The sequence below is a fragment of the Enterobacter sp. UPMP701 genome, assembly GCF_053709515.1.
In genome coordinates this window covers 26,832-38,958 of the sequence record NZ_JBSKJN010000004.1, presented here as the reverse complement: position 1 = coordinate 38,958, position 12,127 = coordinate 26,832, and the positions used below count along the sequence as shown (strand labels likewise).

At 56.1% G+C, this 12,127-nt stretch carries 16 protein-coding genes; 11 read left to right on the top strand and 5 right to left on the bottom strand.

The annotated features are described in order from the left end of the window. The first annotated feature begins 86 nt into the window (after positions 1–86). The 3 genes from ACWKXT_RS11720 to hisP are packed head-to-tail and all read left to right on the top strand — an operon-like array spanning position 87 to position 2,268. Positions 87–773: a histidine ABC transporter permease HisQ gene (locus ACWKXT_RS11720; protein WP_014832782.1), complete on the top strand. Its 687-nt coding sequence runs from the start codon at positions 87–89 to the stop codon at positions 771–773. Beyond that, entirely contained in the window at positions 770–1,486 is a 717-nt protein-coding gene (locus ACWKXT_RS11715) for an ABC transporter permease (RefSeq protein ID WP_008502590.1), read from the top strand. Before ACWKXT_RS11720 ends, ACWKXT_RS11715 begins: the two co-directional genes overlap by 4 nt. Before the next feature lie 8 nt (positions 1,487–1,494). Then, the gene (gene hisP / locus ACWKXT_RS11710) at positions 1,495–2,268 is read left to right on the top strand and encodes a histidine ABC transporter ATP-binding protein HisP (RefSeq protein ID WP_182274551.1); all 774 of its coding nucleotides are present in this window, start codon (positions 1,495–1,497) and stop codon (positions 2,266–2,268) included. Positions 2,269–2,302: 34 nt separating this feature from the next. Here hisP and ACWKXT_RS11705 read toward each other — a convergent pair whose 3' ends face one another. The 4 genes from ACWKXT_RS11705 to yfcG form a co-directional block, all read right to left on the bottom strand. Beyond that, positions 2,303–2,812 (bottom strand): GNAT family N-acetyltransferase, encoded by a 510-nt coding sequence (locus tag ACWKXT_RS11705; protein ID WP_454529000.1) that lies wholly within the window; start codon positions 2,810–2,812, stop codon positions 2,303–2,305. A gap of 44 nt (positions 2,813–2,856) precedes the next feature. Continuing rightward, on the bottom strand, positions 2,857–3,750 hold the full coding sequence (locus tag ACWKXT_RS11700; RefSeq protein WP_454528997.1) for a TIGR01777 family oxidoreductase: 894 nt from the start codon (positions 3,748–3,750) through the stop codon (positions 2,857–2,859). A 13-nt stretch (positions 3,751–3,763) separates the two neighbouring features. Further along, positions 3,764–4,132, bottom strand: a complete 369-nt coding sequence (folX, locus tag ACWKXT_RS11695) for a dihydroneopterin triphosphate 2'-epimerase (protein ID WP_454528996.1) — start codon at positions 4,130–4,132, stop codon at positions 3,764–3,766. A gap of 75 nt (positions 4,133–4,207) precedes the next feature. After that, positions 4,208–4,837, bottom strand: coding sequence for a GSH-dependent disulfide bond oxidoreductase (gene yfcG / locus ACWKXT_RS11690; protein ID WP_454528995.1), 630 nt, complete (start codon positions 4,835–4,837; stop codon positions 4,208–4,210). 140 nt (positions 4,838–4,977) lie between these two features. On the opposite strand from yfcG, the gene yfcF reads away from it, so the two are divergent. Genes yfcF through yfcD form a run of 3 tightly spaced genes read left to right on the top strand, consistent with a single transcriptional unit; the run spans position 4,978 to position 6,852 of the window. Beyond that, positions 4,978–5,622 (top strand): glutathione transferase, encoded by a 645-nt coding sequence (gene yfcF / locus ACWKXT_RS11685; protein WP_454532500.1) that lies wholly within the window; start codon positions 4,978–4,980, stop codon positions 5,620–5,622. Positions 5,623–5,678: 56 nt separating this feature from the next. Beyond that, positions 5,679–6,230 carry a phosphodiesterase gene (gene yfcE / locus ACWKXT_RS11680; protein WP_454532499.1) on the top strand — a complete coding sequence of 184 codons (552 nt, stop codon included), beginning with the start codon at positions 5,679–5,681 and terminating at the stop codon, positions 6,228–6,230. 55 nt (positions 6,231–6,285) lie between these two features. Further along, entirely contained in the window at positions 6,286–6,852 is a 567-nt protein-coding gene (gene yfcD, locus ACWKXT_RS11675) for an NUDIX hydrolase YfcD (RefSeq protein ID WP_454528993.1), read from the top strand. 3 nt (positions 6,853–6,855) lie between these two features. Here yfcD and ACWKXT_RS11670 read toward each other — a convergent pair whose 3' ends face one another. Next, positions 6,856–7,875 (bottom strand): LacI family DNA-binding transcriptional regulator, encoded by a 1,020-nt coding sequence (locus ACWKXT_RS11670; protein WP_454528992.1) that lies wholly within the window; start codon positions 7,873–7,875, stop codon positions 6,856–6,858. A gap of 229 nt (positions 7,876–8,104) precedes the next feature. On the opposite strand from ACWKXT_RS11670, the gene ACWKXT_RS11665 reads away from it, so the two are divergent. From ACWKXT_RS11665 to ACWKXT_RS11645, 5 genes are all read left to right on the top strand, one after another. Next, complete coding sequence (locus ACWKXT_RS11665; protein ID WP_454528991.1) at positions 8,105–8,548, top strand: PTS sugar transporter subunit IIA; 444 nt, start codon at positions 8,105–8,107, stop codon at positions 8,546–8,548. 80 nt (positions 8,549–8,628) lie between these two features. Next, positions 8,629–8,901 carry a PTS sugar transporter subunit IIB gene (locus ACWKXT_RS11660; RefSeq protein WP_116338550.1) on the top strand — a complete coding sequence of 91 codons (273 nt, stop codon included), beginning with the start codon at positions 8,629–8,631 and terminating at the stop codon, positions 8,899–8,901. 21 nt (positions 8,902–8,922) lie between these two features. After that, a complete protein-coding gene (locus ACWKXT_RS11655) occupies positions 8,923–10,314 on the top strand; it encodes a PTS ascorbate transporter subunit IIC (protein ID WP_131634872.1) in 1,392 nt (463 codons plus the stop codon). Next, the gene (locus ACWKXT_RS11650) at positions 10,311–11,141 is read left to right on the top strand and encodes a transketolase (RefSeq protein WP_454532498.1); all 831 of its coding nucleotides are present in this window, start codon (positions 10,311–10,313) and stop codon (positions 11,139–11,141) included. The genes ACWKXT_RS11655 and ACWKXT_RS11650 overlap by 4 nt, the downstream gene beginning before the upstream one ends. Continuing rightward, the gene (locus ACWKXT_RS11645) at positions 11,134–12,087 is read left to right on the top strand and encodes a transketolase family protein (protein WP_454532497.1); all 954 of its coding nucleotides are present in this window, start codon (positions 11,134–11,136) and stop codon (positions 12,085–12,087) included. The genes ACWKXT_RS11650 and ACWKXT_RS11645 overlap by 8 nt, the downstream gene beginning before the upstream one ends. Positions 12,088–12,127: the final 40 nt, after the last annotated feature.

Below are 12,127 nucleotides of genomic sequence, written 5' to 3'. Positions count from 1 at the left end.
CGCTCCGTCAAATAACGTGCGGCCCCTCCCGCAGTGGGAGGGGATAAGACACGGTTTACCACTCACGATACGACAGGGCTCGCGGTATGCTGTACGGATTTTCTGGCGTTATTTTACAGGGCGCGCTTGTCACCCTTGAGCTGGCTATCAGCTCCGTGGTACTGGCGGTGCTGATAGGTCTGGCGGGCGCAGGGGCGAAGCTTTCGGCTAACAAACCGCTGGCGCTCATTTTCGAAGGCTATACCACGCTTATTCGAGGCGTTCCCGATCTGGTGCTGATGCTGCTTATCTTTTACGGTCTGCAGATTGCGCTGAACAGCGTAACGGACGCGATGGGCATGGGACAAATTGATATCGACCCGATGGTGGCCGGTATTATTACCCTCGGTTTTATCTACGGTGCCTACTTCACGGAAACCTTCCGCGGTGCTTACATGGCCGTGCCGAAAGGCCACATTGAGGCGGCAACCGCATTTGGTTTTACCTCTTCACAAACGTTTCGTCGGATTATGTTCCCGGCCATGATGCGTTATGCGCTCCCGGGCATCGGTAACAACTGGCAGGTTATCCTCAAAGCGACGGCGCTGGTCTCGCTGCTCGGTCTGGAAGACGTCGTGAAAGCGACTCAGCTGGCGGGCAAGAGCACCTGGGAGCCGTTCTACTTTGCGGTGGTCTGCGGCGTGATTTATCTGGTCTTTACGACCGTCTCCAATGGTGTGCTGCTTCTGCTCGAACGGCGCTACTCCGTGGGTGTGAAGAGGGCTGACCTGTGATTGAGATTATTCAGGAATACTGGAAATCCCTGCTGTGGACGGATGGCTACCGCTTTACCGGCGTGGCTATTACGCTCTGGCTGCTGATTTCTTCCGTGGTGATGGGCGGCATTTTGGCGGTGTTTCTCGCCATTGGCCGCGTGTCGAACAACAAATTTATCCAGTTCCCGATCTGGCTGTTTACCTATGTGTTTCGCGGCACGCCGCTGTACGTGCAACTGCTGGTGTTCTATTCGGGGATGTATACGCTTGAGATCGTAAAAGGCACCGAGATGCTGAATGCGTTCTTCCGCAGCGGACTGAACTGTACGGTGCTGGCGCTGACGCTCAACACCTGCGCCTATACCACCGAGATTTTCGCGGGAGCAATTCGCTCCGTACCTTACGGTGAAATTGAAGCGGCGCGTGCGTACGGCTTCTCCTCCGTGAAGCTTTATCGCTGCATTATTCTGCCGTCGGCGCTGCGTATTGCGCTGCCTGCGTACAGTAACGAAGTGATTTTGATGCTGCACTCAACCGCGCTCGCCTTCACCGCGACGGTGCCGGACCTGCTCAAAATCGCGCGCGATATCAACTCCGCGACCTATCAGCCGTTTACCGCGTTTGGCATTGCGGCGGTGCTTTATTTAATTATCTCTTATGTTTTGATTAGCCTGTTCCGTAAGGCTGAAAAACGCTGGTTGCAGCATATAAAACCTTCTTCGACGCACTGAGAAAGATGATGGCTGAGAACAAATTAAACGTTATTGATTTGCACAAACGCTACGGCGAACATGAAGTGCTGAAAGGGGTGTCGCTGCAGGCGAATGCGGGCGACGTGATCAGTATCATCGGCTCGTCCGGTTCGGGTAAAAGTACCTTCCTGCGCTGTATTAACTTCCTCGAAAAACCGAGCGAAGGCTCGATTGTGGTGAGCGGGCAGAATATTAATCTGGTGCGTGACAAAGACGGGCAGTTGAAGGTGGCGGATAAAAATCAGCTGCGCCTGCTGCGTACGCGCCTGACGATGGTGTTCCAGCACTTCAACCTCTGGAGCCACATGACGGTGCTGGAGAACGTGATGGAAGCGCCGGTTCAGGTGCTCGGCTTAAGCAAGCAGGAAGCCCGCGAGCGTGCGGTCAAATACCTGGCGAAAGTGGGTATCGACGAGCGGCAGCAGATCAAATATCCGGTGCACCTGTCAGGGGGGCAGCAGCAGCGTGTTTCTATCGCCCGTGCGCTGGCGATGGAGCCGGAAGTGTTGCTGTTTGACGAACCGACTTCCGCGCTGGATCCTGAACTCGTTGGCGAAGTACTGCGCATCATGCAAAAGCTGGCGGAAGAGGGCAAAACGATGGTGGTGGTGACGCACGAGATGGGCTTCGCCCGTAACGTTTCTAACCACGTTATCTTCCTGCATCAGGGGAAAATTGAAGAGCAGGGGCACCCTGACGAGGTGTTAGCAAACCCGCAAAGCCCGCGTTTACAGCAGTTCCTCAAGGGATCGCTGAAGTAGTTTTTGCCTCACCCTCTCCCCGTGGGAGAGGGCCTCAGGCCGCACCGCACTCCAGCCGATACACCCAGTCGTCATACCGCACGCCGTCAATCTCATAGGCTTTTTCCAGCACCTGCGTGCGCACAAAACCCGCTTTCTCCAGCACGCGCACAGACCCGCCGTTGTCCGCCAGCACGTACGCATTAATCGCCTTCACGCCCGTCTGGCTAAATGCGTATTCGCACACCGCCCTTAACGCCTCGCTGGCAACCCCTTTTCCCTGAGCGGCAGGCACCACCGTATAGCCGATATCCGCCTCTTCACGGTTCTCTGGGCTGATTTGCAGGCCAATATCGCCAAGCGGCGTACCGTCATTTCGAAAACGAATCACGAAAACATGCTCTGCCATCAGGCGTGCGGCAAAGACACGTCGGGTCTCTTTTTCAGGCGCAATCGCGGCCATATAGCGCATGATGGCGGGATTTTCACGCAGGGTGCGGAAAAAGGCCCAGTCAGTAGGTTCGAAAGGGGTGAGATGAAGCCGGGGAGTGGTGATGGTTGCCATTGTTACGCCATTTCATCGAAACATGGCGTATTACTGTAACATATTCAGCGCACCACATCCCCCAGCGCCTCTTCTAAATCATACCAGCGGAAGGCAAACCCGGCCGCTTCCAGCCGTTTGGGCAGCGCCCGCTGGCCGCCCAGCACCAGCACAGACGCTTCCCCCATCAACAGGCGAATCGCCGTCGCAGGCACGCGTAAAATGGCCGGACGATGCAGGGCATGCCCCAGCGCATGGGCAAACTGTTCATTACGTACCGGATAGGGCGCAACCATGTTAAACGGCCCGCGCAGATCGTTATCCAGCAACCATATGATGCCGTTCACCATATCGTCGATATGGATCCAGGCCAGATACTGACGCCCGTTGCCGATCGGCCCGCCAAGCCCCAGCTTAAAGGGAGGAAGCATTTTACCCAAAATGCCGCCTTTCGGCGCAAGCACCACGCCGGTACGCAGCAGGCAGACGCGGGTACGATCGCTCTGCGCCGCGCAGGCGATACGCTCCCACTGGGCGCAGAGTTTATGGGTAAATTCATTGTGTGGCGGCTCCTCTTCGGTTACCACCACTTCACCAAGATCGCCGTAGTAACCCGTCGCAGAGCCTGAAATCAGCACTGACGGCGGGGTCTGGCTGTTGCGAATCAGCTCAACCAGCTTCTCGGTGATGTTCCAGCGGCTGCTGCACAATCGCTGTTTCTGCTCTTCGGTCCAGCGCTTGTCGGCGATGGGCTCGCCCGCAAGGTTGATGACGGCGTCGAAGCCGTCCAGATTCTGCTGTTCAGCCAGACCTTTCCAGATGTCGATACCCGAACCCAGCACCTGGCGCGCTTTCTCCGGGCTGCGGGTCACCACGGTAATGTCGTGATGCAGCGCCTGCAAACGTGCAATGAGGTGGCGCCCAATCAGGCCTGTACCGCCGGTCAGCAGAATCTTCATACAACCTCCAGGTTTATGCCTGGCGTCGCCAGCTTAACGTCATGGAGACGGAGTCGGCATAGCGCAGGGCGTGAAGTTTATCGATCTCTACTTCAGCATAAGTGACCCAGTGATGATCGCGTGCGATATCGAGCACATCCTGAGTTAATTTCTCCAGCAGAGAGAAGCGGTTGTTTTCCACGTACTGGATAATGTTTTTGGTGATCGTGCGATAGTTCAGCGCATCATTGATGTCTTCGCTGGCTCGTGCTTTGTCTGCCGGGTAGTGAATCACCACATTAATGATAATATCCTGACGGTTGGCAATCTCTTCCTCTTTGATACCAATGAACGTGCGCAAGCGTAAATTTTTTATACGAATAATAGCGTCGGGCTGTGACATTGCAGGTCTTCTCCGTGTCAGTATTTCCCGCCCATAATACATGAGAGCCTTGCAGGCACCCAGCCTCCTACAAGTTTAAATTTGCTGGATTTTTTGCATCGCGCGTTCGGTGGCCGGGCGGGTACGGATACGCTCAAACCAGTTATTGACCGCCGGGTAAGAGGCTAAGTCAATCCGGTGTTTTTCATGTGTGTTCACCCACGGCCAGCAGGCGATATCGGCAATGCTGTAATGGTCGCCACCGAGCCACGGCGTTTTCTCCAGCCGCTGATTCAGAACGCCGTAAAGGCGCTGGGTTTCGACCTGATAGCGTTCGATGGCGTAAGGAATGGTCTGCGGCGCAAAGGCGGTGAAGTGGTGGTTCTGCCCCAGCATCGGCCCCAGGCCGCTTGCCTGCCAGAAGAGCCACTGCAGGGTGTGGTGACGCTCGCGCAATTCACTGCTCAGCAGCTTGCCGGTTTTTTCCGCCAGATAAAGCAAAATTTCACCGGATTCAAACAGGCTCAACGGCCTGCCTCCGTCCGCTGGCTGGTTATCAATAATGGCCGGGATTTTATTGTTCGGCGAGATAGCCAGAAACACGGGGTTGAACTGTTCGCCTTTACTGATATCCACGCGAATGATTCTGTAATCCAGTTCGGCTTCTTCGAGAAAGAGGGTGATCTTATGGCCGTTTGGGGTAGGGGCGTAATAAAGGTCAATCATTCTCAACTCCTGTCCATGCGAATAGTGGTGCCATGACAAATGAGTATAGGTGCTTGTTGTAAATCGTGAGTTTTCATCAAGTGACAGCGAAGCAAAGAGATTATATGTTGAGTAAAAACCGATCAGCCAATGAGGATGTTATGAACCAGCCCGTAATTACGTTGTGGTCCGATGCGAATTTCTTTTCTCCCTATGTTATGAGCGTTTACGTTGCGCTGGCCGAAAAGGGGCTCTCTTTTACCCTGAAGACCGTCGATCTCGACGGTGGTGAACACCTCAAACCTCAGTGGCAGGGTTACGACCTGACGCGTCGCGTGCCCGTGCTGGAAATCGATGGTTTTGCGCTGAGCGAATCCTCGGCGATTGATGAATATCTGGAAGATCGTTTTGCGCCGCCGGAGTGGGAGCGCATCTATCCTCACGATCTGCAAAAGCGCGCCCGTGCGCGGCAGATCCAGGCATGGCTGCGTAGCGATCTGGTGCCGATTCGCGTCGAGCGCTCGACGGATGTGGTGTTTGCCGGGGTTAAAAAGCCAGCGCTCAGCGCAGAAGGCGCCGACAGCGCCCAAAAGCTGATTGAAACCGCTACCGCGCTGCTCGCTCACGGCAATCCGAATCTGTTTGGCGAGTGGTGTATTGCCGATACCGATCTGGCGCTGATGTTAAACCGTTTAATCCTCAACGGCGACGACGTTCCGCAACTGCTGGTGGATTATGCGGCGTTCCAGTGGCAGCGGGCCTCCGTACAGCGCTATGTGGCACTCTCCGCTAAGCGCGTGGGCTGATAAGCCCTGACGCTTCAGGTATGATAGGGGCAGTCTGTTTTCCCGAGGAGTGACTGATGAAACTGATGTTTGCGTCGGATATCCATGGATCGCTGCCCGCTACCGAGCGTGTTCTCTCCATTTTCGCGCAAAGCGGCGCGCAGTGGCTGATTATTCTGGGTGATGTATTGAATCATGGTCCGCGCAATGCGCTGCCGGAAGGCTATGCTCCGGCGCAGGTGGCGGAAAAGCTTAACCCGTTTGCCTCGCGCATTCTCGCCGTTCGCGGTAACTGCGACAGCGAAGTCGACCAGATGCTGCTGCATTTTTCCCTTACCGCGCCGTGGCAACAGGTGCTGCTGGAAAACAGCCGCCTGTTCCTGACCCACGGACACCTTTTCGGCCCGGATAATCTCCCGGCGCTCGCGGCTGGCGATGTCCTGGTTTACGGTCATACTCATATTCCGGTGGCGGAAAAACGCGGTGAGATCTATCACTTTAACCCGGGGTCGGTCAGCATCCCGAAAGGCGGATATCCTGCGAGCTACGGCCTGCTGGATGGAAATACCCTGAGCGTTATCGCACTTAATGATCAGCAAGTTATTGCGCAGGTAGCGATTAATCCGTAAGTTACACCACAACTGCAAACGCGCCGAAAGAGCGCTTAGACGAGAAGGTTTCCCGATGGTGGAGCAGAATCATTTGGCAAGTACTGAATGGGTTGACATTGTCAGCGAAGAAAATGAAGTGATCGCGCAGGCGAGCCGCGAACAAATGCGTGCAGAGCGTCTGCGTCACCGTGCAACGTACATCGTTGTGCATGACGGTATGGGCAAGATTCTGGTCCAGCGCCGCACGGACACCAAAGATTTTCTTCCCGGCATGCTGGATGCCACCGCCGGCGGCGTCGTGCAGGCCGATGAAGTGCTGCTGGATTCCGCGCGTCGTGAAGCGGAAGAAGAGTTAGGTATTGCGGGCGTGCCGTTTGCCGAGCACGGCCAGTTCTATTTCGAAGACGAAAACTGCCGCGTCTGGGGCGGATTGTTTAGCTGCGTGTCTCACGGGCCTTTCGCTCTGCAGGAAGAGGAAGTGAGCGAAGTCTGCTGGATGACGCCGGAAGAAATTACCGCGCGTTGTGACGAATTCACCCCGGATTCGTTAAAAGCGCTGGCGCTGTGGATGACCCGCAACGCCAAAAACGAATCTGCTAAGCCGGAAAATAAAGCGGAAAAAGAGGAAGAGGCTGAGTAAGCCTTAACAGCTTTCCCGCAAACAGAGGCTGGACGCGATGGGTTTATGGTCGCGCCAGTCTCCATCATTCAGACGTTCCAGCAGCGCTTTCCCGGCCTCAATCCCAATCTTACGATGCGGTACCGCCATCGTCGTCAGCGGCGGCTGGCAGACGCGGCTCACGTCGCTGTCGCCAAAGCCCACGACAGCCAGATCGTCCGGCACTTTAATGCGTCGACGCTGGCACTCATACAGCGCGCCACAGGCCAGCTCGTCTGATACGCACACCAGCGCATCCAGCTCCGGCCACGCCAGCAGGAACTCTGGCAGCTGTGACGCGCCGGTCGAGAAGCTCGGCGGCATCGCCGCGTTAATCACCCGGTTCGGCGACAGATGATGGCGCAGCATCGCCTTGTACCAGCCCTGCAAATGCTGCTGGAAAATCCATTGTTCCTGGTTGGCGCACAGCAGGCCAATATTCTGATAGCCACGCTGGATAACCATTTCCGTGAGCTCATACATGGCGGCGACGTTATCGATGCCGATATTCATATCAATCGGGTCGGCACGCATGGCACCCATCTCCATCACCGGAATCGAGGCGTTTTTCAGCCAGTGGCGAACGGTGTCGGTGTGCTCAACGCTGAGCAAAATCGCGGCGGCGATATTTGACGCCAGCAGGGTCTCAAGCAGTTTCTCTTCCTGCTCAAGCCGATGCTGGGACTCTGCCAGCATAATCTGGTATCCGGCAGGCTGAAGCACCTGCTGTAAGCCAGCAAACATTTCAGAGCAACCGGCTTCGGAAAGGTTGGGAACAACCATCGCAATCGTCCATGAGGACGCGGATGCCAGTGCGCTGGCGGCGAGATTGGGCATATAACCCAGCTCCTGCACCGCGGCTTCAATTTTTTCACGCAGTTTATCGGAGACCTGTTCGGGCGTGCGAAGGGCACGGGAGACGGTCATCGTGCCTACGCCGGCAAGCTGCGCGACATCGGCGAGCGTTACTTTTCCGGTACTGCGCCGTTTACGGGTTAAAGACATACACCTTCCTGCTGACCAGACGCGTTTTTCCTTCGTTTCACGTGACACGCAGTATACGCCTTAAATCCCTTTTTTTGCTGTGATTTCACACGATGATGATAATTTGATAGCGCTATCACACTTCTGCATGTTGATTGTTGGTAGCGCTATCTTTGTGATCGCGATCGCAGTCAATGTGTGATGGGTTGAATAAAGTTTGCCCATCTTGGTCGTGTCGCGGGAGTAAAAAATGCTCAAAAAGTGGATATATGATACAACCATCACGCTGCAGGATAGCGTCGAGAACTGGCCGCAGGCGCTGGAGCTGTGCGCAAAACCGCTGCTGGATTTGCAGGTGATTGCACCGGAATACATTACGGCGATTGTCGAACAACATCATGCGTTAGGACCCTATTACGTGCTGGCACCAGGGCTGGCGATGCCGCATGCGCGGCCGGAGGAGGGAGCCAAAGGACTGGGGTTGTCTTTATTAAAATTAAAACAGGGCGTCTCGTTTGGTGCCGGAGAGTTTGACCCTGTCGATGTGATTATTATGCTCGCGGCACCGGATAAACATAGCCATATCGAAATGATATCCGCGCTCGCTGAATTATTTTCCAGCGACGAAGATATGGAAAAATTACATCAGGCGAATACCCTGGAGGAAATTAAAGCCATTATTGACCGCTTCTGATTTAACTTTTTAATCCGGTTATTCACAACATTACGCGCCAGCGTGATGGGGCGTGCTCTACTCAAAATAAGGGGACAACAATGAAAATCATGGCTATTTGCGGTTCCGGCCTGGGCAGCAGTTTTATGGTCGAAATGAACATTAAAAAGGTGCTCAAAAAGCTGGACATTGACGCCGAGGTTGAACACTCCGATCTCTCCTCTGCCACGCCGGGCGCGGCTGACCTGTTCGTGATGGCGAAGGACATTGCGGCCAGCGCCAGCGTGCCGGAAAGCCAGCTGGTGGTGATCAATAACATCATTGATATCAACGAACTCGAAGCGCAGCTGCGCGCATGGTTCGACAGACAATAACCCTGATAAGGCGAGGTGGATATGTTTATCCTTGAAACGCTGAATTTCGTTGTCGATATTTTAAAAGTCCCGTCGGTTCTGGTGGGGTTAATTGCGTTAATTGGTCTGGTTGCACAGAAAAAAGCGTTTTCTGATGTCGTAAAAGGCACAATTAAAACGATTCTCGGTTTTATTGTGCTGGGCGGTGGCGCCACGGTGCTGGTGGGGTCGTTAAATCCGTTAGGCGGTATGTTTGAGCACGCCTTTACTATCCAGGGCATTATTCCAAACAATGAAGCGATTGTGTCAATTGCGCTGGAAAAATACGGTGCAGCGACCGCGCTGATTATGGCTTTCGGCATGGTGGCGAATATTATCGTCGCGCGCTTTACCCGACTGAAGTATATCTTCCTTACCGGGCACCACACCTTCTACATGGCGTGCATGATTGGCGTGATCCTGACGGTGGCGGGCTTTGAAGGGGTAGGGCTGGTGTTTACCGGCTCGCTAATCCTCGGCCTGATTATGGCCTTCTTCCCGGCGATTGCGCAGCGCTACATGAAGCGCATCACCGGCAACGATGAAATTGCTTTCGGCCACTTCGGCACGCTGGGCTACGTGCTGTCCGGCTGGATTGGCAGCAAGGTCGGCAAAGGCTCCCGTTCGACCGAAGAGATGAACCTGCCGAAGAACCTCAGCTTCTTGCGCGACAGCTCGATCTCCATCTCTCTGACCATGATGATTATCTACCTGATCATGGCGGTGAGCGCCGGACGCGAGTACGTCGAGGCGACCTTCAGCGGCGGCCAGAACTACCTGGTATACGCCATCATCATGGCGATCACCTTCGCGGCGGGCGTATTCATCATTCTGCAGGGCGTACGCCTGATTCTGGCGGAAATCGTCCCGGCCTTTACCGGCTTCTCAGAAAAACTGGTGCCGAACGCGCGTCCGGCGCTGGACTGCCCGGTGGTCTACCCGTATGCGCCAAACGCGGTGCTGATTGGCTTCCTGTTCAGCTTCCTCGGCGGGATTGTGGGGTTGGTCATCTGCGGACAGTTCAACTGGGTGCTGATCCTGCCGGGCGTGGTCCCTCACTTTTTCACCGGCGCAACGGCGGGCGTGTTCGGTAACGCCACCGGTGGACGCCGCGGGGCGATGATTGGTGCCTTCGCCAACGGCCTGCTGATTACCTTCCTGCCGGTCCTGCTGCTGCCGGTGCTGGGCGCCATTGGCTTTGCCAACACCACCTTCTCGGACGCCGACTTCGGCGCGGTCGGGATTGTGCTGGGCAACCTGGCGCGCTTCCTGTCACCGCTTGCCATTACCGGGCTGGTTGTGGCGCTGTTCGCGCTGCTGGTGGCCTACAACGTATTCGCGAAAAATAAGCCTGCGGGCGGTAACGCGCAGGAAAATACCGGAGCCAAATCATGAATGAGAACGAGATAACCGAACTGGCGCGTCAGATCCGTCTTGAGACGCTGAAATCCCTGACGCATCTGGGCTTTGGGCACTACGGCGGCAGCATGTCGGTCGTCGAAACCCTGGCGGTGCTGTACGGCGCGGTGATGAAGATCGACCCGGCGGATCCGGACTGGCCTGAGCGCGATTACTTTGTGCTTTCGAAAGGTCATGCAGGCCCGGCGCTCTACAGCACCCTGGCGATTAAGGGCTACTTCCCGATGGAGGAGCTGAGCACCCTGAACCAGAACGGCACGCGTCTGCCAAGCCACCCGGACCGCCTGAAAACGCGCGGCGTGGATGCCACCACCGGCTCGCTGGGGCAGGGGATCTCCATTGCGGGCGGCATGGCGCTGTCGCACAGGCTGGCAGGGAGACCGAACCGGGTTTTCTGCATCGTTGGCGACGGCGAGCTGAACGAAGGCCAGTGCTGGGAAGCGTTCCAGTTTATCGCCCACCACCGCCTGAACAACCTGACGGTGTTTGTGGACTGGAACAAACAGCAGCTCGACGGCGAGCTGGACGAGATTATCAGCGCGTTCGATCTGGAGGGAAAATTCCGCGCCTTTGGCTTTGACGTGGCGACGGTGAAGGGCGACGACGTTCCGGGTCTGCTGGCGGTGACGTCACGGATCCCGTCTGCTGATGCGCGTCCGTTAGTCGTTATCCTCGACAGCATCAAGGGGCAGGGGGTGCCGTACCTGGAGCAGCTCAGCAACTCGCACCACCTGCGGTTGACGGCGGAGAGCAAAGCGGCCCTCAACGAGACGATTTGCCAACTGGAGGCTTCACATGATTAAGGTTGCACCGACAGGACAGAAAGATTCCGTTGAGATGCGTAAGGTCTACGCGGGTTTTGTGGCTAAACAGATAGAAGCAGGAAGCGAGATTATCGCCCTGGAAGCGGATCTGATGAGCTCGATGGCGATGGACGGCGTGGCGCGCGATTATCCGCAGCACGTGATTAACTGCGGCATTATGGAGGCCAACGTCATCGGTACCGCGGCGGGGCTATCGCTTACCGGCCGTAAACCGTTCGTGCATACCTTCACCGCGTTTGCCAGCCGCCGCTGCTTCGACCAGCTGTTTATGTCCCTGGACTACCAGCGCAATAACGTGAAGGTGATTGCCTCGGATGCGGGCGTGACGGCCTGCCACAACGGCGGGACGCATATGTCGTTTGAGGATATGGGCATCGTGCGCGGCCTGGCGCACTCGGTGGTGCTGGAGGTGACCGACGCGGTGATGTTCGAAGATGTGCTGCGCCAGCTTATCGACCTCGAAGGCTTCTACTGGGTGCGGACCATCCGTAAGCAGGCACCGAGCGTGTATGCACCGGGCTCAACCTTCACCATTGGCAAAGGCAACGTGCTGCGCGAAGGAACCGATATTACCCTGATCGCCAACGGCATCATGGTGGCGGAAGCGCTGGAGGCGGCGCGCCAGCTGGAGCAGGAGGGGGTAAGCGCAGCGGTCATCGACATGTTTACCCTGAAGCCCATCGACCGGATGCTGGTGAAAAACTACGCCGAGAAAACCGGGCGCATCGTCACCTGCGAAAACCACAGCATTCACAACGGGCTGGGGTCGGCGGTGGCGGAAGTGCTGGTGGAGACCTGCCCGGTACCGATGCGTCGTGTGGGCGTTAAGGAGCGATACGGTCAGGTGGGAACGCAGGATTTCCTGCAGAAGGAGTATGGCCTGACGGCACATGACATTGTGTCGGCGGCAAGAGAGCTGATGTAAATAAAAAAGGCGACCCTTTGTGGTCGCCTTTTTGTTGCCC